18 protein-coding genes are annotated in these 23,595 nt (G+C 68.4%); 5 read left to right on the top strand and 13 right to left on the bottom strand.

What is annotated here, in order from left to right:
- The first annotated feature begins 40 nt into the window (after window positions 1-40).
- Window positions 41-1,255, top strand: coding sequence for a serine hydrolase domain-containing protein (locus AC1U2B_RS03795; protein WP_043393072.1), 1,215 nt, complete (start codon window positions 41-43; stop codon window positions 1,253-1,255).
- Window position 1,256: 1 nt separating this feature from the next.
- Here AC1U2B_RS03795 and AC1U2B_RS03790 read toward each other — a convergent pair whose 3' ends face one another.
- Window positions 1,257-2,927: a sulfatase-like hydrolase/transferase gene (locus AC1U2B_RS03790; protein WP_480215713.1), complete on the bottom strand. Its 1,671-nt coding sequence runs from the start codon at window positions 2,925-2,927 to the stop codon at window positions 1,257-1,259.
- Window positions 2,928-3,001: 74 nt separating this feature from the next.
- On the opposite strand from AC1U2B_RS03790, the gene AC1U2B_RS03785 reads away from it, so the two are divergent.
- A complete protein-coding gene (locus AC1U2B_RS03785; protein WP_480215712.1) occupies window positions 3,002-4,213 on the top strand; it encodes an FAD-dependent monooxygenase in 1,212 nt (403 codons plus the stop codon).
- Here AC1U2B_RS03785 and AC1U2B_RS03780 read toward each other — a convergent pair.
- Window positions 4,210-5,223: an AraC family transcriptional regulator gene (locus AC1U2B_RS03780; RefSeq protein WP_480215711.1), complete on the bottom strand. Its 1,014-nt coding sequence runs from the start codon at window positions 5,221-5,223 to the stop codon at window positions 4,210-4,212. The two genes, AC1U2B_RS03785 and AC1U2B_RS03780, sit on opposite strands and share 4 nt — an antisense overlap.
- 89 nt (window positions 5,224-5,312) lie before the next feature.
- On the opposite strand from AC1U2B_RS03780, the gene AC1U2B_RS03775 reads away from it, so the two are divergent.
- From AC1U2B_RS03775 to AC1U2B_RS03765, 3 genes are read left to right on the top strand one after another with little or no spacing between them, the layout of a single operon-like run.
- Window positions 5,313-6,581 carry an amino acid deaminase/aldolase gene (locus AC1U2B_RS03775; protein WP_480215710.1) on the top strand — a complete coding sequence of 423 codons (1,269 nt, stop codon included), beginning with the start codon at window positions 5,313-5,315 and terminating at the stop codon, window positions 6,579-6,581.
- On the top strand, window positions 6,578-7,885 hold the full coding sequence (locus tag AC1U2B_RS03770) for an FAD-linked oxidoreductase, L-gulonolactone oxidase family (RefSeq protein ID WP_480215709.1): 1,308 nt from the start codon (window positions 6,578-6,580) through the stop codon (window positions 7,883-7,885). Before AC1U2B_RS03775 ends, AC1U2B_RS03770 begins: the two co-directional genes overlap by 4 nt.
- Before the next feature lie 8 nt (window positions 7,886-7,893).
- Window positions 7,894-9,306, top strand: coding sequence for an amidase (locus AC1U2B_RS03765; protein ID WP_480215708.1), 1,413 nt, complete (start codon window positions 7,894-7,896; stop codon window positions 9,304-9,306).
- Here AC1U2B_RS03765 and AC1U2B_RS03760 read toward each other — a convergent pair.
- The 11 genes from AC1U2B_RS03760 to efp form a co-directional block, all read right to left on the bottom strand.
- Window positions 9,276-11,963, bottom strand: coding sequence for a fumarate reductase/succinate dehydrogenase flavoprotein subunit (locus tag AC1U2B_RS03760; RefSeq protein WP_480215707.1), 2,688 nt, complete (start codon window positions 11,961-11,963; stop codon window positions 9,276-9,278). The two genes, AC1U2B_RS03765 and AC1U2B_RS03760, sit on opposite strands and share 31 nt — an antisense overlap.
- Window positions 11,960-12,715: an ABC transporter ATP-binding protein gene (locus AC1U2B_RS03755; RefSeq protein ID WP_480215706.1), complete on the bottom strand. Its 756-nt coding sequence runs from the start codon at window positions 12,713-12,715 to the stop codon at window positions 11,960-11,962. The genes AC1U2B_RS03760 and AC1U2B_RS03755 overlap by 4 nt, the downstream gene beginning before the upstream one ends.
- Window positions 12,712-13,578, bottom strand: coding sequence for an ABC transporter permease (locus tag AC1U2B_RS03750; RefSeq protein WP_260972037.1), 867 nt, complete (start codon window positions 13,576-13,578; stop codon window positions 12,712-12,714). Before AC1U2B_RS03750 ends, AC1U2B_RS03755 begins: the two co-directional genes overlap by 4 nt.
- Entirely contained in the window at window positions 13,575-15,005 is a 1,431-nt protein-coding gene (locus AC1U2B_RS03745) for an ABC transporter substrate-binding protein (RefSeq protein WP_480215705.1), read from the bottom strand. The genes AC1U2B_RS03750 and AC1U2B_RS03745 overlap by 4 nt, the downstream gene beginning before the upstream one ends.
- A gap of 13 nt (window positions 15,006-15,018) precedes the next feature.
- On the bottom strand, window positions 15,019-15,249 hold the full coding sequence (locus AC1U2B_RS03740; protein WP_260939115.1) for a 4Fe-4S dicluster domain-containing protein: 231 nt from the start codon (window positions 15,247-15,249) through the stop codon (window positions 15,019-15,021).
- Entirely contained in the window at window positions 15,246-16,016 is a 771-nt protein-coding gene (locus tag AC1U2B_RS03735) for a GntR family transcriptional regulator (RefSeq protein WP_480215704.1), read from the bottom strand. The genes AC1U2B_RS03740 and AC1U2B_RS03735 overlap by 4 nt, the downstream gene beginning before the upstream one ends.
- A 191-nt stretch (window positions 16,017-16,207) precedes the next feature.
- Window positions 16,208-19,504: a LuxR C-terminal-related transcriptional regulator gene (locus tag AC1U2B_RS03730; protein ID WP_480215703.1), complete on the bottom strand. Its 3,297-nt coding sequence runs from the start codon at window positions 19,502-19,504 to the stop codon at window positions 16,208-16,210.
- Between the two features lie 53 nt (window positions 19,505-19,557).
- A complete protein-coding gene (locus AC1U2B_RS03725) occupies window positions 19,558-21,831 on the bottom strand; it encodes a molybdopterin-dependent oxidoreductase (protein WP_480215702.1) in 2,274 nt (757 codons plus the stop codon).
- Window positions 21,832-22,009: 178 nt separating this feature from the next.
- Window positions 22,010-22,549 (bottom strand): hypothetical protein, encoded by a 540-nt coding sequence (locus tag AC1U2B_RS03720; RefSeq protein ID WP_071287306.1) that lies wholly within the window; start codon window positions 22,547-22,549, stop codon window positions 22,010-22,012.
- 2 nt (window positions 22,550-22,551) lie between these two features.
- Window positions 22,552-23,019, bottom strand: coding sequence for a transcription antitermination factor NusB (gene nusB / locus AC1U2B_RS03715; RefSeq protein ID WP_043392729.1), 468 nt, complete (start codon window positions 23,017-23,019; stop codon window positions 22,552-22,554).
- A complete protein-coding gene (gene efp, locus AC1U2B_RS03710) occupies window positions 23,012-23,575 on the bottom strand; it encodes an elongation factor P (RefSeq protein WP_071287305.1) in 564 nt (187 codons plus the stop codon). Before efp ends, nusB begins: the two co-directional genes overlap by 8 nt.
- Window positions 23,576-23,595 lie beyond the last annotated feature (20 nt).

Raw genomic sequence — 23,595 nt, 5'->3', positions numbered from 1 at the left:
CGCCGCGAGCGCCCCGCTGTCACCGGCTAACGTGACCGGGGTGAATCTCGACGCGAACACCGAATCGGTCAGCGCGGCGATCGACACCGGCCTGCTGGCCGGTGCGGTCACGCTGGTGTGGCAGGACGGCGCGGTCCGGCAGGTCAACACCCTCGGTCACCGTGACGTGGACGCCAAGCTCCCGATGGAGCGCGACACCGTCTTCCGTATCGCGTCGATGTCCAAGCCCGTCACCGTCGCCGCCGCGATGACGCTGGTCGACGAAGGCCGGCTGGCGCTGACCGATCCCATCGCGAACTGGGTGCCCGAGCTGGCGAACCCGCGCGTGATGACGAGCCTCGACGGGCCGTTGGACCGCTCTGTGCCTGCGCGACGGCCCATCACCATCGAGGATCTGATGACCCACCGCGGCGGCCTGGCCTACGGGTTCACGGTGCCGCCGCCACTGGGCAAGGCCTACAACAAGTTGCAGTCGCTGCAGGATCCGGACCGCTGGCTGGCCGAGCTCGGCCAACTGCCGCTGGCGCACCAGCCCGGTGACGCGCTGACCTACAGCCAGTCGACCGACGTGCTGGGCTTCATCCTGTCCCGCCTCGAAGGCAAGCCGCTGCCAGATGTGTTGGCGGAGCGCATCTTCAAGCCGCTCAACATGGTGGACACCGGTTTCGCGGTAACACACTCGGGCCGGCGGCGGGCCGCGACCATGTATCAGCTGGCCCCCAACGGGGACACGCTGACGCTGCAGCCCGGAAAAATGGGGCCGCCCCAGGTGATGCCGCCGACGTTCTGCGCCGGCGGCGGCGGACTGTGGTCGACCGTCGACGACTATCTGACGTTCGCGCGCATGCTGCTGGCCGGCGGCGAGGTCGACGGGGTTCGGGTGCTGTCGGAGGAATCGGTGGCGTCGATGCGCACGGACCGGCTCACCGCCGAGCAGAAGCACCAACAGTTCCTGGGCGCGCCGTTCTGGATCGGCCGCGGCTTCGGGTTGAACCTGTCCCTGGTCACCGACGAGGCCAAGGCCACACCGTTCTTCGGTCCGGGCGGCCCGGGCACCTTCAGCTGGCCGGGCGCGTTCGGCACCTGGTGGCAGGCGGACCCGAGCGCGAATCTGATCCTGATCTACCTGATCCAGAATCAGCCGGAGCTCAGTGTGGATGCCGCCGCCGCGGTCGCCGGCAACGCCTCGCAGGCCAAACTCCGTTCGGCGCGACCGAAATTCGTGAAGCGGACGTATCAGGCGCTGGGCTTGTAAGTCAGCCCGCCCGGGCGACGGTGAGCCGCTGCATGTCGGCCATGCCCTGCTCCTGGGCATCGTGCATCCAGGCCGGCAGCGGCGCCCGCAGCTCGGGCAGCACCTCGTTGTCGAGCAGCCCCTGCAGCTTGGCCTGCTTGCCGCTGCGACCCGCCTGGTTGTCGAGTTCCTGCGCGCCCGAGGGTGACTCGTAGTCGTAGAGCTCGTAGTCGATCTTGCGGGTGCGGTCGGTCTCCATGCCGCCGGGCTGCCAGTACGAGTAGCGGCCGAACTTCGCGTCGGGCGTCCGGACCGCGACGATGTGGCTGGGCGCCGACGTCGGTATCTCGGTGGAGATCGGCCCGCCCCCCATCATCTTCTGCACCGCAGGCGATTTCATCAGTGCCGCCATTTCTTCCACGGACATGTCGTCGGTGGCGTGCGCGACCCAACGGCGGCCCGCCGCACCGGGATTCGCGGCGATGGCGGCGATGTCACCCCGCGCCTGCAGATAGCTGAAGCGGCTGTCCGAACGCCAGCCGTTGCCGCCGGTGGCGACGGTCAGCAGCAGCGGCGCGATGTCCACGCTCGAGGTCAGCTGGCCGCGGCGCTCGCCGGGTTTGGGGGTCAGGTGGCCGGCGGGGTCGTGCACGTACAACGGCACCCGGATCGATTCTTCGTAGATCGCCGCGCCCTTGCCGCGCAGGCCGTGCGAGCCTGCGTACTCGCCGTGGTCCGAGGTGAACACGACGACGGTGTCGCGCTCCACGTCCGGGCGTGACGCCAAGGTGTCCAGCACCCGGCCGATCTGGGCATCCACCTGCTGATGCAGCCACAGATAGTTGTCGAGGCACCGGGCCCACTGTGCCGCCATCTCCGGACCTGAATACGGCACCGGGCCGGTCATCAGCGGCGACATGAAGTTCATGTAGTCGATCTGCAACTGCGGCTTACCGCGGCGGCGCATGTCCTCGGGCGTCTCGAAGTTGATCGGCATCCCAGAGAACACGTGCGGAACATCGTCCGGCAGTGGGTTTCTCGGCCACCAGCAGATGTCGTGTGGATTCACCAGGGACACCGTGGTGCACCACGGGCCGCTGCCGGCGTGGTCGGCGAACCAGCCGTCGAACTGGTCGACGATGGTGTGGTCGACCTGCAGACCCTGGTTCGGGCCGCCGTTGGGCGACGGATACGTGCCGCCCGAAAAACCGTGTGCGTCAAGTCCGTCCGGGGTGGTGTCGGAAACGTGGCCCAGGTGCCACTTGCCCCACCACCACGTCCGGTAACCCTGCTCGCGCAGCATGGTGCCCCAGGTCGGGAAGCGGGGCGCCAACGTGGACTCGGTGGGTCCCTCACCGGTGTACAGGCACCCCGTCTGGTGCGAGTAGAGCCCCGTGGTCAGGACGCCGCGCGACGGTGTGCACATGTTGGATGCCGAGTAGTGCCGCTCGAAGGACACGCTGCGCTGCCGGAGCCGGTCCAGGTTGGGCAGTAGTTCGCCGAGTCGTTTCGCATCGGGAAACCACTGGGGCGCGCGCATCTGGTCCACGATGACCACCAGGATGTTGGGCCTGCCCGCCGAACGCTCGCGGCCCGCGCGGGACAACAGCTGGTAGCCGCCCACTCCCGCCGCGGCCACCCCCGCTGCCGCCGCTGTGCCTTTGAGAACTGTGCGCCGGTCGATGTCCGCCATGGGGCCAGCCTAAGAGTCATCGATTAGAGCGGCCTGTGAATGCCGGGATGGGCCACATGCCATAGGCTTTCGCTGTGACCCAGCCGACCGTACTGATCAGCGGCGCCGGGATCGCCGGACCTGCACTGGCCCACTGGCTGGCCGGCAACGGCTACCGGGTCGTGATCGTCGAGGCGGCTCCGGCCATCCGCCCGGGCGGGCAGACGGTCGACCTGCGCGGCGCCGGCCGTGAGGTCGTCACGCGGATGGGCCTGTTGACGGCGATGACCGAGCGCTGCCTGTTTCAGCGCGGCATCGCCTGGGTGCGTTCCGACGGCACTCGGCGCGCGGAGATGCCGGTCGAGGCCTTCGACGGCAATGGCATCGTCTCCGCACTCGAGATCCTGCGCGGCGACCTCACCGATGTGCTCTACCAGGCCACCCGCGAGTCGGCCGAATACCGATTCGGCACGCGGATTTCCGCGATCGAACAGGACGACGACGGTGTCCGGGCCACGCTGACCGATGGCGACGTGATCCAGGCCGACCTCGTCGTCGGGGCCGACGGCCCGCATTCCGCGGTGCGGCAGTTGGCATTCGGACCGGAAGAGCAGTTCATCCGGCGGTTGGGCGGCTACAACGCCTGGTTCACCGCACCGGACATGATCGGCCTGGATGGCTGGTTCCTGATGTTCCAGGCCGCCGGCGGGCTCAACGCGTCACTGCGGCCGGCGCATGACGCGGCGACAGCCAAGGCCGGCTTGGCGTTCCGGTCCGAACCACTCGAATACGACCGCCGAGACCCGGACGCGCAGCGTGCACTGCTGGCCGAACGGTTCCGCGACGCCGGCTGGTACTGCGACGAATTACTCAGGGCCGCAGAGCAATCCGAAGATTTCTATTTCGACGATTTCGTCCAGGTGCACATGGACACCTGGTCGGCGGGCCCGGTCACGCTGTGCGGCGACGCCGGCTACTGCGCGTCGCCACTGTCCGGCATGGGCACGAGCCTGGCCCTCGTCGGCGCCTACGTGCTGGCCGGAGAACTCGGGCCGGCCGCGACGCTCGACGCAGCCGGCATCGAGGCGGCGCTGCGGCGATACGAGGCGGTCATGCGACCGTACGTCGACCGGTGCCAGGCCCTGCCCGGCGGACTCGACGGGTACGCGCCGATGTCCGAACGCCAGATCGCCGGGGCCGCGTCCGCCATGAAATGGGTGCAGCGCTGGCCGTTGCGCCTGTACGCCGGCCGCAAGTGGTTCTCCACTGCCGAGTCGATCGACCTGCCGGATTATCAACCGGTCTAGGTGGTCGTCCGGTCGTGCGTCGGCGGATGCCCGGTCCATTTGATGTACGCCCGGCGGAATTCCCGCGGGTCGGTGAACCCGACTTCGGTGGCGATGGCATGAATGGGCATCGCCGTCTCCCGGACCAGGTAGCGCGCCCGTTCACTGCGCACCTTGTCGCGCAACGCGATGAACTGCTGCCCGCCGGCGCTCAGGCGACGGCGCAGGGTGCGTTCCGTGACGCCCAGCCGCTTGGCGACCTCAGCCATGGTCAGCGGATCGCGCACGCTGTCGCGCAACATCGTCTCGACCGTCTGCACCACGTCATTGGGCTGGTCGCCTCCGGCCAGCATGTCGCGGCAGGCGGCCACGGCGACCGCGTGCGTCGCCGGATCAGCGCGCGGTAGCCGCTGCGACCACAGCGGATCCGGGAATGCCAGCCGGTTGGCATCGGCGTTGAACAGGACCGGACAACCGAAGAACTCGCGGTACCGCTGCGCGTACGCGGGCGGCGGGTAACTCACCTGGACGTACGCGGGCGTCTGCTGGGGCAGCTCGAGCACGGTCCTGACGGTGATCAGCACGCTGCAGAACAGTTCCTCGCACAGGAAGGGCAGCAGCTCCGGTTCCGGATGGCGCTCGTAGGCCCGCAGCGCGAAGCTGTCACCGATGAGCTCGGCGCCGACGTCCATCAGGCTGCCGGCGCTCTGATGCAGTTCCAGGCCGACTTGCATTGCCGCACCGAGGTTTTCCGCGGAGCGAATGGCCAGTCCGAGCACCCCGAACGACACGAACATGTCGCGGGCACCGACATCGATGCCGAGGCCCCGGTCCGGCATGGCTCGCACCGCATGACGCAGGACGTGCGCCGCTTGCCGGAAGGAGACCCGGGCATCGGGGGCATTGAGCGTCTCTGCGGACAGGCCGGTCGTCGCGAGCCACCGGTCGGTGGGCAGGCCCGCCCGGTCGGCGACGTCGACGACGTTGACGAGCACCGACGTCGGGATCAACGCCGCGCTTTCCTGGCCCACCTCACCTCCTACACGTGTCCGGTTTTCCCCCCATTGTGGTCACCAATGCCCTCGTGCGCACCCAGCGACATGCGGTTAGCTCCCGATCCATGGTCACGTCACTGCCGGTCGATCTGTCGAAGCCGCCCTCTGTCGAGGGGTCGTGGGCGCGCTCCGACACGTATTGGCCGGCATTGACGGCGGCGACTGCACATCTGGACCCGCCGTTCGCAGCCATCGATCTCGACGCGCTGCACCACAACGTGCACGACCTGCGCCGCCGCGCGGCGGGGACGCCGATCCGGGTGGCGTCCAAATCGGTTCGGTCGCGGGCGATCCTGGACGGCGTCACAGCCCTCGACGGCTATGCGGGCGTGCTGGCCTTCACGTTGCCCGAGGCGCTGTGGCTGGCCCAGGGCGACGACGAGCACCCGCCGCACGACGACGTCGTCGTCGGCTACCCGACTGCCGACCGCGCCGCGATCGCCCGCTTGGCGGCGTCGCCGGAGTTGGCGGCGCGGGTGACACTCATGGTCGACGACCCGGCCCAACTCGATCTGATCGACGACGTCGCCGCACCGGCGGCGCGGCCCGCGCTGCGGGTCTGCCTGGATCTGGACGCCTCATGGCAGGCACCCGCGCTCGGGCATCTCGGGGTGCGCCGCTCCCCCGTCCACACCGCCGCTCAGGCCCGCACCCTGGCCGCGGCCATCGCCGCCCGCCCAGGCTTCTCGCTGGTCGGCCTCATGTCCTACGAAGCTCAGATCGCCGGGGTCGGTGACGATGTCCGGGGCCAGGCCGCACGGTCGCAGTTGGTCCGCTGGATGCAGCGACGTTCCAAGGACGAACTGCTCGAACGTCGCGGTCTGGCAGTGGCCGCGGTGCGGCAGGTGGCGGATCTGGAGTTCGTCAACGGCGGCGGTACCGGATCGATCGAGTTCACCGCCTCGGATCCCGCGGTCACCGAAATCGCGGCCGGCAGTGGCCTTTTCGGCCCCCACCTGTTCGACACGTACCGCGGGTTCACACCCGCGCCGGCTGCCGCGTTCGCGCTGTCCGTGGTACGCAAGCCGACACCGCAGATCGCGACGGTGCTCGGCGGCGGCTGGATCGCATCCGGACCGCCGGCCAAGGATCGGGTGCCGCTGCCGGTCTGGCCGCCGGGGCTGAGTCTGCTGCCGGCGGAGATGGCCGGGGAGGTGCAGACGCCGGTCACCGGAAAGGCCGCTGCCGCACTGAAAATCGGCGACCGCGTGTGGTTCCGGCACTGCAAGGCCGGTGAGCTCAGCGAGCACGTCGACCGATTCTTGTTGGTCGACAACGGAAAAACCGTCGGTGCCACGCTCACCTACCGAGGCGAAGGGCAGACGTTCCTATGAGCGGGCAGCAGTGGACCAACTGGGGTCGGTGCGAGACCGCGCAGCCGACGGAGGTGCTGCGGCCCACCACCGTCGCGGAGGTGTGCGACGCCGTCACCCGCGCCAGCGCGGCCGGCCGCCGAGTCAAGGTGGTCGGCTCCGGGCACAGCTTCACGGGCATCGCCGTCGCGCCCGATATTCAAATGGACCTGGGCGCCTTGGCCAGTGTCATCGCCGTCGACCGGGACCGCAAGCAGGTCACCGTCGGCGGCGGGACACCGCTGTGGCAGCTGACGCAACTGCTGGCGACGCATGGACTCGCACTCGAGAACATGGGCGACATCGATCGCCAGACCATCTCGGGAGCCATCTCGACCGGCACCCACGGCACCGGTCTGACCTTCGGTGGCCTGGCAACCCAGGTGGTGGGGCTGACCCTGGTCTCGGGCACCGGCGAGCTGGTCCGGATCGATCAGGAGCAGGGCAGCGAATTGCTGCCGGCGGCCCGGGTCGGCCTGGGCGCGCTGGGGATCATCGTCGAGGTGACGCTGCAGTGCGTCCCCGGGTTCGCGATCCACGCCATCGAACGTGTCGAACCGGTCGACGACGTCGTCGCCGCGTTCGATGAACGCTGCACGCAGACAGACCATTTCGAATTCTTCTGGTTCCCGCACACCGACGTCGCGTTCACCAAGGCCAACATCCGGCTGCCCGCCTACACCCAGCTCGAGCCCACCAACCGGATCTCGCAATGGATCGAGGAGGAAGTGGTGGAGAACGGTGTGCTGGGTGCGATCTGCGCGGTGGGCAGCGCACTGCCGGCCGCCGTGCCCACGCTGAACCGCACCGTCACCCGGTTCCTGTCCGACCGTGAGCATACGCAGCGCTCCGACCGCGTCTTCACCTCACCGCGGCGGGTGCGGTTCCGCGAGATGGAGTACGCCGTCCCCTACGAGTCGGTGGGCGCCGCGTTCGACGAGGTGCGCAGCCTGATCGCCGAACGGGGCTGGCGTATCGGCTTTCCCATCGAGGTCCGGGCAGCCGCCGCCGACGAGAACTGGTTGTCCACCGCGTATGGGCGCCGCAGTGCGTACCTCGCGGTGCACCGCTATGTACGTGACGACCCGACCGAGTACTTCGCCGCGGTCGAGCGGATCATGCGCCGCTACGACGGGCGACCGCACTGGGGCAAGATGCATGGCCGCACCGCCGCGGACCTGCGAGACAGCTATCCCCGGTTCGACGACTTCCTCGCGGTCCGCGAAAAGCTCGATCCCAGCCGGACTTTCGCCAACGACTACCTACAACAAGTACTCGGAGAGTGAGACCACCCATGACAACGATCCATGCCTTCGGTGATGACGCGCTCGGTGACCACGACGCCGTCGCCCTGGCCCAGCTGGTTCGCGACATGCAGGTCAGTCCGGATGAACTGGCCGCCGCCGCCACGGCCCGCGCCCGGCTCGTCAATCCCGAACTGCAGGCGGTGGCGTGCGAGACGCCGCCGCGGCACAGCACCGATCCGAACGCCGAATTCTTCGGTGTCCCAACGTTCATCAAAGACAACACCGACGTCGCCGGCCTGCCCACCACGCACGGCTCGGAGGCGTTCACGGCCCGGCCCGCGAAGAAGGACGGCGCCTACACCACACAGTTGCTCAGCACCGGCATGACGCTGATGGGCAAGACCCGGATGCCCGAATTCGGTTTCAACGCCACGACCGAATACATGACCGGGGAGCCCGTCCGGAACCCGTGGCACACCGAGTACTCGGTCGGCGCCTCGTCGGGCGGCTCGGCCGCGCTGGTCGCCGCGGGCGTCGTGCCCATCGCGCACGCCAATGACGGCGGCGGCTCCATCCGTATCCCCGCCGCGTGCGCGGGTCTGGTCGGTCTGAAGCCGAGCCGGGGCCGGCACCGCGACGGTGAGCAGGCCGGTCACCTGCCGATCAACATGATCTCCGAGGGGGTCCTGACCCGGAGTGTCCGCGACACCGCGGCGTACCTCGCCGCCTGCGAGAACCATTGGCGCAACCCGAAACTGGCGCCGATCGGCCGGGTGAGCGGACCGGCGCAGCGCACCCTTCGCGTCGGCGTGCTGTTCGACAGCGTCACCGGTGAATCGGTCGACGACGCCACCCGCGCAGCAGTCGAAGACACCGCGGCGCTGCTGGAGGCCGCCGGCCACGTCGTCGAGCCGATCTCGCTGCCGGTCACCGCCCAGTTCGCCGACGACTTCGTCCAATACTGGGCGCTGCTGGCCGATCTCGCGGTCGGCACCGGCCGATTGATCCTGGACCGGTCCTTCGACGCCGCCAAGGCCGACGGCCTGAGCCTGGGGCTGCGTGCTCATCACCGCCGGAATCTGCACCGCACCCCGGGCGCGCTGCTGCGGCTGCGCGGCATCGCCGACCAGTACGCGCGGATGTTCGAGCGGCACGAAGTCGTGCTCTCGCCGGTGCTTTCGCACACCACGCCCCGCATCGGCTACCTCGCGCCGACGGTCGACTTCCCCGAGCTCATCGACCGCCTACGCCGGTACGTCGCGTACACCCCGCTCAACAACATCGCGGGCACCCCGGCGATCTCGCTGCCGCTGCACCGGTCCCCCGACGGCCTACCTGTCGGCGTCCAACTGTCCGGCGCCTACGGGGATGAACGCACCCTGCTCGAGCTGGCCTTCCTGCTGGAGGCCGAGCGGCCGTTCGCCCGGATTCAGGAGCTCGCCAGCGCGTGCCGGGCGTAGGCCCGCACGTCGGCATCACCGTCTTCCAGCGCGATACCGAGCGCCGTCCGGGCAGCCTCCTCGGAATCGGCCCACCGGGTCAGGCTGAGCACCGCGGCCTTGCGCACGTCCAAGTGCGGGTCGTGCAGCGCCTGCGACAGCGGTTCGACCGCGACCGCCGGCACCGCGCCGGACAGTGCCCGCACCGCGCCCTGACGAATCTGCCACGCTGATTCCCGCAGGGCGCGTTGCACTTCCGGCACATCCTGCTCGGCGCAGCCGACGGCGGCCAGGGCGGCGAGCGCTGCCGCACGCACCAGCGGGTCCCGGTCGGCCAGCAACTCCCGCACCGTGTCGGCGCCGGACCGCAGCGTCGCCAGCCCGTTGCCGGCCGCGATCCGCACCTCACGGTTGTCGTCGGCCGCTGCCGCGGCCACGCCGTCGACGTCATCGACCGAGACCAGCGCCCGTACTGCTTCGATGCGCACGCGGTGGTCCGAATCCGTCACGGCGGCACGGTAATCGGGGGCCGCACCGGCGCGACGCGAACTCAGGACGTACAGCGTCACCGCCCGCACCACCGGGTCAGCGGAGGCCAGGTACGGGGCGACTGCCGCCGCATCGGGCAACACCTCGACCAGTTCCCGCAGGGCATCGGCCGCGGTGGCCCGCACCGCGCCGTCGTCGTCGCCGAGGGCAGCGACGAGCGGCGGCTGGTAGCCGTCCGGCAGGTTCTCCACCAGCACCGCGACAGCGGCGCGGCGAACACCCGCGTCGGAGTCCTGCAGGAACCCCGCCAGATCGGCGAGCGCCGGTTCCTCCAGCGCGATCACCTGTGCGATACGCGGCGACGGCGGCGTCGCCGGTTCGGTCGGCCGCAGGCGCGATCCCGCGGTCGCCGGCGCCTTGCCGCCGACCAGGTCCGGCTGGTGCACGTGCTGCACCGCGTGGTCCGACGGCAGGTGGTCCAGGTCGGGCACCGGCACGAAATACGGTGCCACCGGCCGCTTCAGGAACTCCATCTCCCCGTTCGCGTCCTTGCGCAGGTTCAGGTGATAGCGCCACTCTTCGTCGTCGCGCTCGGGGATGTCTGCGCGATCGTGGTACAGACCCCACCGCGATTCGGTTCGCGTCAACGACGACCGGGCCGCCATCTCGGCGCAGTCCCGGATGAACGACACCTCGACCGTCCGCATCAGCTCGTGCGGGGTGCGGGCGCCCATCTGCTCGATCTCCTCGGCCATCCGCTCGAAGGTGCGCACGGCGATGGACAGCTTGGTCGCCGTCTTGGGCGGGGCCACATAGTCGTTGACGAAGCGGCGCAGCTTGTACTCGACCTGCGGCTGCGGCGGGCCGTCCGGATGCCGCAGCGGACGGTAGATCAGCTCATGCGCCTCGGCCAGCTGATCCTGCGGAAGATCCCCGAGTGCTTCGACGTCCGCGAGCGTGGACGCGGCGTGCTCGCCGGCCAGGTCACCGTAGACGAACGCCCCGATCATGTAGTTGTGCGGAACGCACGCCATGTCACCGGCCGCGTACAGCCCCGGCACGGTGGTACGGGCGTGCTCGTCGACCCACACCCCGGACGCCGAATGCCCACTGCACAAACCGATCTCGGAGATGTGCATCTCGATGTCGTGGGTCCGGTAGTCGTGTCCGCGGTTGGCGTGGAACGTGCCGCGCGTCGGGCGTTCGGTGGTGTGCAGGATGTTCTCCATCGCGGTGATGGTCTCGTCCGGCAGGTGGGTGACCTTGAGATAGATCGGGCCGCGGGCCGATTCGATCTCGCTCTTGACCTCGGACATCATCTGGCCCGACCAGTAGTCGGAGTCGACGAACCGCTCTCCCAACGCGTTCACCTGGTATCCGCCAAAGGGATTGGCGACGTAGGCGCAGGCCGGTCCGTTGTAGTCCTTGATCAGCGGGTTCACCTGAAAGCACTCGATGCCCGACAGTTCCGCCCCGGCGTGGTAGGCCATCGAGTAGCCGTCACCGGCGTTGCAGGGGTTTTCGTAGGTGCCGTACAGATATCCCGAGGCCGGCAGGCCCAGCCGGCCGCTGGCTCCGGTCGCGAGGATGACGGCCTTGGCCCCGACCGTCACGAATTCGCCTGTGCGCGTGTTGAGCGCAGCAGCCCCGACCGCCCTGCCGTCCTGCACCAGTACGCGCACCGGCATCAGCCGGTTCTCGATCTGAATCTTCTCGCGCATCGACCGCTGCCGCAGCACGCGGTACAGCGCCTTCTTGACGTCCTTGCCCTCGGGCATCGGCAGCACATACGAACCCGAGCGGTGCACCCGGCGCACCGCGTACTCGCCGTGCTCGTCCTTCTCGAACTTGACGCCGTAGCGTTCCAGCCGCTGCACCATGGCGAAGCCACGGGTCGCGGTCTGATAGATGGTGCGCTGGTTGACGATTCCGTCGTTGGCCCGGGTGATCTCGGCGACGTAATCCTCCGGGGTGGCCTTGCCCGGGACGACGGCGTTGTTGACACCGTCCATGCCCATGGCCAGTGCACCGGAGTGCCGCACGTGGGCCTTCTCCAGCAGCAGCACCTGGGCGCCGTTCTCGGCGGCGGTCAGCGCCGCCATGGTGCCGGCGGTGCCGCCGCCGATCACCAGGACGTCACAGTCCAGGCGGACGGGAGTGGCGAGGTCGGGGACCTCGAGGGTGCTCATTGGTGTAGTGCTCCAAGGATTTCGGCCCGCAGCTCGGTGCGGGCAACATCGGCATCACGGGGACTGGGAACGTCGAGCAGCGCGCGCAGCGGCTGCCCGGCGCGGCCGAGGACAGCCACCCGGTCACCCAGGGCGAGGGCTTCATCGACGTCATGGGTGACGAATACGACGGTGGTCGGATGGGCCTGCCAGGTGTCGATCAGCAGGTGCTGCATGGCATTCCGGGTCTTGGCGTCGAGCGCACCGAACGGCTCGTCCATCAGGACGGCCCGCGGCGCCCCGGCCAGTCCACGGGCCAGCTGGACCCGCTGGCGCATGCCGCCGGACAGACTCTTCGGCAGGAAGTCGGCGAACCCGGTGAGCCCGACCTCGTCGATCCAGCGTTCGGCACGTTCACGGCGGCCGGCACGCGGCACACCGCGCAGCTGCAGCGCCAGCTCGATATTGGATCGCACGGTGCGCCAAGGCAACAACGCACTGTCCTGGAACACCATGCCGCGGTCCCGCGACGTGGTGGTCACGAGCGCGCCGTCCGCGAGGACCCGCCCCGCATCGGGCTTCAGCAGCCCGGCCAGCGCCCGCAATACCGTCGACTTGCCACAGCCCGACGGCCCGGTCAGCACCAGGATCTCCCCCGGCTGCACCGTCAGGCTCAGCCCGTCCACGACCGGCTCGCCGGTGTAGGACAACCGGATTCGGTCGAGTTCGAGGCGCAGGCCCGCAATCCTGGGCTCGGTCACTACAGCGGTCATCGCGCGTTCTCCTCACCACGCGGCAGCCAGCGCGTCAGCCGCCGGCCGATCAGTTCCACCGCGGCCGACGTGCCGAAGCCCAGGGCTCCGATGGTGATGATGCCGACGAAGACGCTCGGGTAATCCAGCACGGTGTAGGCCTGCCAGGTGCGGTAGCCGACACCGAGCCGGCCGGAGATCATCTCCGCGGACACCACGCAGATCCAGGCCACACCCATACCGACCGACAATCCACCGAACAGCCCGGGCAGCACACCCGGAAAGACGACCTGCCGCAACACATCCCAGCGCGAACCGCCGAGGGTGCGCACCGAGTCCTCCCACAGCGTCGGCAATGCTCGCACCGCGTGCCGGGTGCTCACCATGATCGGGAAGAACGCCGCCAGGAACGTGATGAACACGATGCCGGCCTCGTCGGTCGGGAACAGCAGGATGGCCACCGGGACCAGCGCGATGGCCGGAATCGGTCGGGCCAGCTCGGTCAACGGTCCGACGATGTCGGCGAACAGCCGAGACCGGCCGAGCGCGATCCCGACGCCGGCGCCGATCACCGCGGCCAGTCCGAAGCCGCTGACGATCCGGATCACCGACTGCGTCAGATCCAGCCAGTACTGGCCGGTGCCCACGGAGGCGACGAACTTGGCGGCGATCTGGGTCACGGTCGGCAGGTTGTCGAACCGCAGCCAGAACCGGACGTGGCCCGCGGTGAGCAGCTGCCAGATGCCCACGGCCGCAGCGACCGACAGCGCCTTGATGGCGTAACTGCGCCAGGTGGCCGGAACCCGCCGCCGCGCCACCTCAGCCTCGGCGGTGCGGGCAGGCAATGACACCGCCGCTTCGACGCCGCCGGCTATTGCCGTCATGCCGCACCGACCAGAGCCTGCTGGTACGTCACCACCGACGAACCGGGATGGGCCGCCTGGTAGCGGTGCGCACCTGCGGCGGTGTCGAACGGGACGAACTCCGCACCCTGCTGCACCCACACCGATTTGTCTGCCAGCCAACGCGTTCCGAATTCGGCGTCCGGCACGTAGGCGGCACGCACCTTGGCGCCCGTGGCCTCGGCCGCACGGATCGCCTTCAGCAAGCAGGTCGGGTTGGCCGCCGGCTGCGTGGTGTCCGAACCGTCCAGCCACAGCTCACCGGCCAGTGCCGGGTTGTCGGCCGCGATGTTGCACACCGGGTCGGTACCGTGCACCACCGACGGATTCGCGGTGCGGGCGACCTCGGTGTTGTAGTCGCGGCCCCGCTCGGACAGCGCCTTGCGCAAGGGTCCGTCCTCGACGAACTTGGTGACGTCCAGATCGGCGAAGTCACCGATCGACTTCAGGTACGGCACATCGCCTTTCAGCGCATCCACGAGCGATGGCTTCAGCGTGGTGTCGAACCGGGTGCCGCCGGGGCCGTTGTACAGGTACACGACTTCCTGTGGCAAGCCGCTGCCCTGCGCGACGATGCGCGAGGCCTCGAGCGGTTTGGTGTTGAGGAAGTCGGTGGCGTCGAGCTGCGCCTGCAGGAAGGCGTCGAGCACCTCGGGATGCGCACCGGCGTAGGCCCGTCGCACCACGACGCCGTGCCAGGTCGGGTAGTTCAGCTCGGCCCCGTCGTACAGCAGCCGCGCCTTGTTCTGGAAGACCAGCAGCCCCGGCCAGGCGACGAACTGCGAAAGGGCCTTGACCTGGCCGGATTCCAGTGCCGACGCGCCGATCTGCGGCTGCTGGTTGAGCACCTCGACGCCGGTCTTCGGGTCGATGCCGATCTTCGACAGCGCCCGGACCAGCGTGCCGTGACCGGCCGAGCCGACGCTGGCCGAGACCTTCTGGCCGGCCAGCTCATTCAGCGACTGCACCGGCGAATCCGGGGACACCACAACCATGTTCAGCGATCCGGTGGGGCTGGACCCGGTCACCGACACCAGCTCGGTCTTGGCGCGTTCGTTGCTCTGGGTCTTGGACCCGTTGATCAGCATCGGGTAGTCGCCCATCGATCCGATGTCGATCTTCTCGGCGACCATCTGGGCGGTGATCGGTGCGCCGGTGTCGTAGTCCTGCCATTCGACGTGGTACTTCTTGCCGGTCTTAGCAGATATGTCACTGAGCCGATGTTCCAAATAGCCTTGCGCACGAAGCAATGTCCCGGCGGTGACGGTGTTGATGGTCTTGGACTGGTAGCCGACGACCACATTGACGACGTTGTCGTCCTTGCCGGCCGAATCGACCGAGCAGCCGGTGGCGGCCAGCACGACGCTGGCGGCCAGGGCGGAAAACCGGGCGAGATGCTTGCTTGTCATTGGGCTGGAGTCCTTAGCGGATGAGGTAGGGCATGTTGACGGAGACAGCGCCGGTTGGGCAGCGTGCGGCGCACGGCCCGCAGTACCAACACTCGTCGACGTGCATGTAGGCCTTACCGTTGTCGGGGTTGATGGCCAGCGAGTCCAGCGGGCAGATGTCGACGCACAGGGTGCAGCCCTCGATGCAGAGCGACTCGTCGATCGTCACCGGGACATCGACTCGTTGGTTGTTGACCAGCGTCATGATTCACTCCGTAACAGGTTGCCGCGCATGGTGATTCGGTCACCACGCAGTCGGATGTATTCGAGGTCGACGGGGCGCCCGTCGTCGAGCGTGGTGAGCCGTTCGAGCATCAGAATCGCTCCCCCGGCCGGGATGTCCAGGGTGGCCGCGGTGTGCGGATCGGCCGAAACCGCTTCCAGCGCAATGTCCGCCGTGCCCAGCCGCTGTGCGGTGACCTGCTCGATCAACGCGAACACGTCGTTGGTCTCCAGCGAGTGCTCGAGCACCGCAGCGCCGATGTCGGGCGCCAGGTATGTCAGATCCAGGCTCAGCGGCAGGTCGCCCAGGTAGCGCAGTCGCTCGATGAAGACGACGGGCTCACCGGGACCCAGCTGTAACCGGCGTGCCACCGCCGCGGGCGCCGGCAGCTGCGTCGCGGCACGGACCTCGTTGCGGACCTCGCCGAAGTCCTTGAAGGTTTCCTTCAGACCGACCAGCGCGTGCAGCCCGTGATCGTACTTGCGCTGGGCGACGTGGGTGCCGACTCGCGGCCCCCGGTCGATCAGTCCTTCGGCCTTGAGGATGGCCAGGGCTTCGCGCACGGTGTTGCGGGATACCGAGAACTCGGCGACCAGCTCGGCCTCGCCGGGCAGACCGTCCGAGTAGATCCCGTCGCGCACCTGATGTCGCAGCACGTCGGCCACCTGCCGGGCGCGGTCGGCGCGCCGGCGCAGCGGGGTCGGATCGGTCGGCTGGGGCGAGCGAAGCGACGGGGACGACGTTGACATGCGGTTGACCGTAGGGACCTGCAGGTGTCAGGTCTGCCCCCGCAAATCGGGTGGCTCGACAGTACCCGCATTGCGCCGCCCCGGTACCGCGCTGACCAGTGCAAACACCACCTTCAACGACCATTGCGCCACCTCGAAAACCTGCGACAGTTCGAATCTCGATGAATCGAAACTCGCGGTGGCACCGAGGTTCATCCGTGGCGGGTGGCCTCCTGCGCCAGTTGCACCCGCGATGACAAGCCGAGCTTGGTGTAGACATGCGTCAGATGGGCCTGCACCGTCCTCGGCGAAACGAACAGCCGCGCACCGATCTCCTTGTTCCCCAGCCCTTCACTGACGAGCCGAACCACGTCATGCTCGGCTGGGGTCAGCGATGCCCAACCACTCGCCGGCCTCTTGCGTTCGCCGCGACCCCGCTGCGCGTACGCGATCGCCTCCTGAGTGGACAGCGCCGCCCCCTCGGCCCACGCAGCGTCGAAATCGCTGTTGCCCAGAGCCTCACGAACCGCAGCGACGGCGGCGTCATACCAAGCGTCGTAAACCTTGAACCGGACCACGCCGATTCGGCGCCGCACAGCATCCGCGGCGCCGAACAGTCGAGCGGCTTCGCGGTGGCTGTCGGAGTCACGCGCGACTGAGGCAAGGCACTCCAAGGTATCCGCGGTCGTCACGTGGTTGTCGAGGGCGGCAGCCACGGCCATCGCCTTGTGCGCGTCGCGCTCTGCATGTTCGACGTTGCCCTGCGCGATCTCCACCCGCGCGCGGGTCAACAGAGCCATCGCGGCGTATACGCCGGTGGACCGCGAAACCGCCTCGTCGGCATGACATTTGGCCGTAACCACATCTCCGCAGGCGAGCGCGGCATCGGCGATCGGGTTGCCGTGGGCAGCCGCCAGCGGGTACGCGGCCCAGCGCTGCCTGGCTATCTCCGCTGCCTCGGCCGCGGCTTCGGCGTCTCCCGCGGCGAGCTCGGCGCGAGCCAGGGGCGCGTAGGCAGCACCCTCCATGAAGCCCCCGAACTCAGCCGCCAGGTCGACCGCTTTCCGCGCCGCTGCCCGCGCGCCATCGGGGTCGCCCGCAAACGTCAGGGTATTGGCAAAGTGCGCCAGGTGACCGACCTGCGCGAACGGATCGTGGGCCGTCTCGGACTCGATGATCAGTTCACGGAATTGCGTTGCAGCGGCAGCCAACTCGCCCTGCAACATCAGTGCGGTGCCAAGCCGCGACCGACACATCCGGGAGACGAACCGATCGCCGATCTCGTCGGCCAGCCGGTAGCCTTCCTCGGCGGCCTGGCGCGATACTTGAGGGGCACCCGCCAGGACAGCGACGTAGGACTGCCACCACAAGACTTGGCTCAGGCTCCGGCTGTCTCCGGCCGAGCGCGCAAGCTCGCCGGCCTCAGCGAGGTACGGGCGCGCCACGTCGGGGTTGAAAGCGGCAGTGGAGCCACAGGTGAGCAACGCACGCAGCAGAAGTCGCGGCTCGCCGGCCTCTCGGGCAATGCCCAACCACTGTTGGGCACGTTCCAGCGTGTCCGGTAGTCCCAGTACCGAGGTGAGGTACGCGGTGTCCACGAGTGCGCGGACGTGGACAGCGGGTCCGACGTGCGCCAACTGCGCGCTCGGGTCGTTGAGGACGCTGTAGAACCACGACAGCCCCTCCATGATGCGCCCGCACAGCCAGACGGGCTGCAGTGCCGACGCCAGCCGCAATGCCGCATCTGCGTCTGCGGTTTCGCAGCTCCAGACGAATGCGGCCCGCAGATTGTCGATCTCCGCCGCGGTCCGCTCGACCCGATGCCTGAGCCCTTCGGTGAGCGGTTCTTCGAGCAGCATCGCCGTCGCGCCGTAGTGGTCTCGATGGCGGTTACGGACCTCGGCGGCCTCGCCCGACTCACCCAGCTTTTCCAGGGCGTACTGCCGCACCGTCTCCATCAACCGGTAACGCGTTCGGCCGCTGGGGTTTTCGGCCACCACAAGAGATTTGTCGACCAGCAGCGCGAGCAGATCGAGCACCTGGTAGCGGCGCAACGACGCGTCACCCACGACGGCTTCGGCAGCATCCAGATCGAATCCACCCACAAATACCCCGAGTCGGCGAAAGACCAGCCGTTCGAGGTCGGTCAGCAGCGCGTGCGACCAATCGACTGATGCCTGCAAGGTTTGTTGACGGCGCACCGAGGTCCGCGCACCACCGGTCAACAGCCGGAAGCGATCACGCAGGCCATCGAGAATCTCGGACACCGTCAGCGCCCGCACCCGCGCCGCAGCCAGTTCCAGGGCCAGCGGCATGCCGTCGAGGCGGCGGCAGATCTCCAGCACCGTCAGGTCGTCATCGGTGACGGTGAAGTCGGGTCGGGCATGTCTGGCGCGGTCGGCGAACAACTCGACAGCCTCGCCGGCCAGCGACAGCGACGGCACCCGCCAGCTGACTTCACCGGGGACGCCGATCGGTTCGCGACTGGTCGCCAAGATCGTCAGACCAGGGCATCCGCCCAGCAGTGCAGTGGTCAGCGCCGCAACCGCGTCGATCAGATGCTCACAGTTGTCCAGCACAACCAGCACGTGCCCGTCTCCGATGAAACGCACCACGGTGTCCGTCGCCGAACGCCCGAGCTGGTCCGGCAGACCCAATGCACGTGCTGCTGCGAGCGCCGCGAGGGCCGGATCGGTGATCGGCGCCAGGTCGACGAACCACACGCCACCACCGAACTCGGCCGCCACCCCGCCGGCCACCTGTAGGGCAAGCCGTGTCTTACCGACTCCTCCCGCGCCCGTCAGCGTCACCAACCGGTCCGCGCCGAGCAGACCCCGTACCTCGGCTTGCTGCCCCTCGCGACCGACAAAGCTCGTCAGCTGCGCCGGAAGATGCTGTGCCGCACCGATATCCGATGTCCGAAGCGACGGAAACTCGATCGGCAGGTCGGGATGGCACAGCTGCATGATGTGTTCCGGACGAGGCAGATCACGGACGGTGTGGCTGCCCAGGTCGGTCAGCCAGGCATCAGCGGGCAGGTGGTCGATCACCAAATCGCTTGTCGTGGCCGACATGATGGTCTGGCCGCCGTGCGCCAAACCGCGCAACCGCCCGCACCGGTTGATCGTCGGGCCGACATAGTTGCCCTCGTCGCGCAGCTGCACCTCTCCGGTATGCAGGCCCATCCGCATCTTGATCGGGGCAAGTGGCGCCAGCTGCAGGGCCAGCGCGCACGCCACCGCGTCGGACGCACGCGAGAACGCGATAACGAAGCTGTCGCCCTCACCCTGCTCGATCGGCCGCACTCCGTGATGCGCCGACACCAGCTCGGCCAACGTCCGGTCCAACCCAGCGATCGCCGCCGTCATCGCCTCGGGCTGGGTCTGCCACAACCGGGTCGACCCCTCGACATCAGCGAGCAGCAGCGTCACCGTTCCGGTCGGCACCAGCTCGCTCACACCAAGATCGCTCCAGCTCAGAGGATCGACTTGTCTCATGCTAGCCAGCATCGACCTGCCAGTACACGGAAACATCAGCGCATTCGCGTACTTCGCCGCGGTGCTCAGCGCAGCGGGTGCCGCATTCCCTGGCTCCCCACGGCCGACACCGTCACCGGAATCCCGTTGAGCGCACCGTTACCCGACGGCTCGTCGATGAAGTCCGGCAGCGACAGGATGTTGGTGTTCACGCCGGGCGACGCGTTGGCGATACCGAGCCGGGTGCCCGGCTGTCCGTGCCCCCAACCGTGCGGCATGGACACCACACCCGGCTTGATCGCGTCGGTCACCTCGACGGGCACGACGATCTTCCCGGCACCAGAGGCGACTTCGGCGTCGTCACCGTCCACGATGCCCCGCTCGGCAGCGTCGCGACTGTGCATCAGCAGCGTGCAGCGGTCGCGGCCCTTCATCAGCGCACCGACGTTGTGCAGCCAGGAGTTGTTGGACCGCAGATGCCGCCGGCTCACCAGCACCAGCTCGTCGTCGGCACGCTCGAGCCGCGCGACCAGCCGCGGCAGGTCGTCGAGCAGATACTGCGGCGCCAGGCGAATCTTCTGGTCCGCGGTACCCAGCACCTCGGGCACCCGCGGCACCATCGGGCCGTAGTTGATGCCGTCCGGGTGGGCCTTGAGCTTCTCGAGCGTCAGCCCGTCGGGGTTCTCGCCGTACCGGTCGCCGAACGCGGCGGTCCGCAGCGTCAGGTCGAGCATGCGCTCCGGGCCGCCGCGGTCGTACTTCTTGCGAATCTCGGCGCCGTCGAGCCCCTGGGTGAAGCACAGGTAGTCGAACCAGCCGTCGTCCAGCGCGGCGATGTCGACATCCTCGGCCGGGGTGCCGGTGCACAGCCCGGTGAGCCGGATCAGAATCTCCCACTCCTCCGGCGCATCGGGGTCCTCGCGATGGAACACCGGCGGCGAGTACCGGGCGAAGCTGTTGATGGCCGCGCCCAGCAGCAGGTCGGCGGAGTGCGCCTGCTCGAGTGCCGACGGGCCGGGCAGGATCACGTCGGCATGCCGGGTGGTCTCGTTGAGCCACAGGTCCACCGAGATCATCGCGTCCAGGTGCGGCAGCGCCTCGTCGAGTTTGTCGCCGCCCGGCGTCGACAGCACGGGGTTGCCCGCCACCGTGATCAGGGCCTTGAGCTGACCCTCGCCCGGTGTGGTGATCTCTTCGAGCATGCACGAGACCGGTACCTGGCCCAGCACTTCCTTGGCGCCGCGGACCCGGGTCTGGTAGCGGCCGAAGTTGGCGGCCCCGTCCTCCAGGCCCGGGATGGTCTGGCTGGTGACGGTCCAGGCGGTCGGGGTGGCGAACATCGCGCCGCCGGGAACGTCGAAGTGTCCGGTGACGATGTTGACGACGTCGATCAGCCAGCTGGCGAGGCTGCCGAATTCCTGGTTGCAGGTGCCGATCCGGCCGTAGACGACGGCGCGGGGCGTGCCGGCCAGCTCGCGGGCCAGTTCCCGAATTCGCTGCGCCTCGATACCTGTTGCGGCAGAGACTCTTTCGGGCGACCAGTCGGCCACGGCCTGCTGCAGTTCGGGCACCCCGTCGAGGTGCTGCTCGAGTTGGCCGAGGTTGGCCAGCCCTTCGTCGAACACCGCGTGGATGACGCCCAGCAGCAGCGCCGCGTCGGTGCCCGGGGTGATCGGCAGCCACTCGTCGGCCTTGGCGGCAGTCTGCGTGCGGACGGGGTCGATGACGATCACTTTGCCGCGCTTCCGGATTCCGCCGATGATGCCCATGATGTCGGGGGCGGCCAGCAGCGATCCCTGCGAGGCCGCGGGGTTGGCGCCCATCACCACGAGTAGGTCGGTGCGCTGCAGGTCCGGGGTCGGGAAGGCCCACCAGCTCCCGTACATCAGGTGCGACGACAGGTTCTTCGGCCACTGGTCGATGGTGCCGGGCGAATAGGTGATCGGCATGCCGGACAGGCCGAGCAGGATCGCGGCGTACCGCGACAGCGAAAACGAGTGCGCGAGTGGGTTTCCCGTGTACGCGGCGACCGCGCCGATGCCGTGCTTCTCGATGACCGGCGCCAGCAGTTCGGTACAGCGGCGGAACGCGGTATCCCAGTCGACTTCGTGCCACTGGCCGTCGACCTTGATCATCGGCCGGCGAATCCGGTCCGGGTCCTGGTGCAGCGCACCCAGGGAGGCGCCCTTGGGGCAGATGTGGCCCGCGCTCCACTCGTCGGCCTTGTTGGGCCGGATGCCGGCGACCTTGCCGTCCGTCACTTGAATCTCCAAGCCGCACATGGCTTCACAGAGGCAGCAGGCGTGCAGGTGCAGTCCGTCTTCGCCGACTTCGGCGATCAGTCTCGGCTGGGTTCCCATCGTTCGACTGTAACGGTGTTACTGAGACCTGCGTCACGAATGGTCCCAGTGTCCGGGAGGGCGACTGCTACGCCGAGCGTGTGGGTTGACGAGGAAAATTCGCAGAATTGTCACGTCATCCCCCACGCTCGATGAGTAGTGATCAGACCCAACAGGCACGCGACCACTTCCGGCCGGGCTAGAGCGCGTGTGAAAGCTCCCGGCCGAACTGCAGCAGCCGCTGCATCTGGGCCAGGCCGCCGTCGTCGACGGACTTCGTGTACCGGAACGACTCGCAGAAGAAATCGGTGTCGATCGCGGACTTCTGCCGGCTGCGGGTGATCAGCTGCGTGTACATCCGCAGCCGGACCTCGGCCAGTCGCCGGGTGCCGTCGGCCAACACCTCGAACTGGGTGGTCAGGATGTGGTCGGTGATGGTGGACAGCAGGATGGTCCGCACCGAGGTGTCCAACGTCCGGCGCAGCTGTTCGTCCTCGCCGCTGGCGTCGTCGTCGGCCCGCCACATGATCAACCGCTCACCGTCGGTGAGGACGACCTCCTGCCACACGGCGTCGCCCCAGGACTCCTCGGACGCGCCGCGCGACATGATGAAGGACTTGATCGACCGGAAATCGACCACAGAGCGGAGCTGTTCGAGCGCCAGCTCCGGATCCCGCAGGTAGACCTTCGCCGCGTCCTCGACACTCGAGTACGGCGCCCAGTCCTGCGGTTCGTCCACTGCTACTCGCCCCGCACTGCCGCGGCGGCCGCCCGAATCTGCGGCGTCACCAGCATCACCTGGCCGAGGACACCGTTGACGAAACCGGGTGACTCATCGGTGGACAGCGTCTTCGCCAGCTCGACCGCCTCGTCGACGGCCACCGGCTCGGGCACGTCCGTCGCGTGCAGCAGTTCCCACACCGCGACGCGCAGGATCGCCCGGTCCACCGCGGGCAGCCGCTCGAGCGTCCAGCCCTGCAGGTGCGCGGAGATCAGGTCGTCGATGTGCGCCGCGTGCTCGGTGACACCGTCGGCAACGGTCACCGTGTACGGGTTCAACGCCGAGACCTCGGGGTCGCTCTCGGCGATGGTGTTGCGCAGCTTCGCACCCTCGGCCGCAGTGATCCCGCGGGCCTCGGCCTCGAACAGCAGGTCGACGGCGCGCTTGCGCGCCTGGTGCCGACCCTTGTCGGAACGACGGTCAGGCATTGACCCGACTGATGTAGCTGCTGTCGCGGGTGTCCACCTTCAGCTTGTCGCCGATGTTGATGAACAGCGGGACCTGGATCTCGGCGCCGGTCTCCAGGGTGGCCGGCTTGGTGCCGGCGTTCGAGCGGTCGCCCTGCAGGCCCGGCTCGGTGTGTGCGACGACGATGTCGATGCTGACGGGCAGTTCCAGGTACAGCGGTGCGCCGTTGTGGAACGCGATCTGCACCTGCAGGTTCTCCAGCAGGAAGCCGGCGGCGTTGCCCACCAGGGCCTCCGACAGCGGGTGCTGCTCGAAGTCCTCGGCATCCATGAAGACGAAGTCGCTGCCGTCGCGGTACAGGTAGGTGGCGTCACGACGGTCGACGGTCGCGGTCTCCACCTTCACGCCGGCGTTGAACGTCTTGTCGACGACCTTGCCCGTCAGCACATTCTTGAGCTTGGTGCGCACGAAGGCCGGGCCCTTGCCGGGCTTGACGTGCTGGAACTCGGTGATCTGCCACAGCTGGCCCTCGATGTTGAGGACAAGACCATTCTTGAAGTCGGCGGTAGATGCCACGGTCGGTACTGCTCCTAGCT

The sequence above is a fragment of the Mycolicibacterium sp. P4_G11 genome (assembly GCF_056555145.1).
This window is presented reverse-complemented; position numbering and strand designations above follow the sequence as displayed.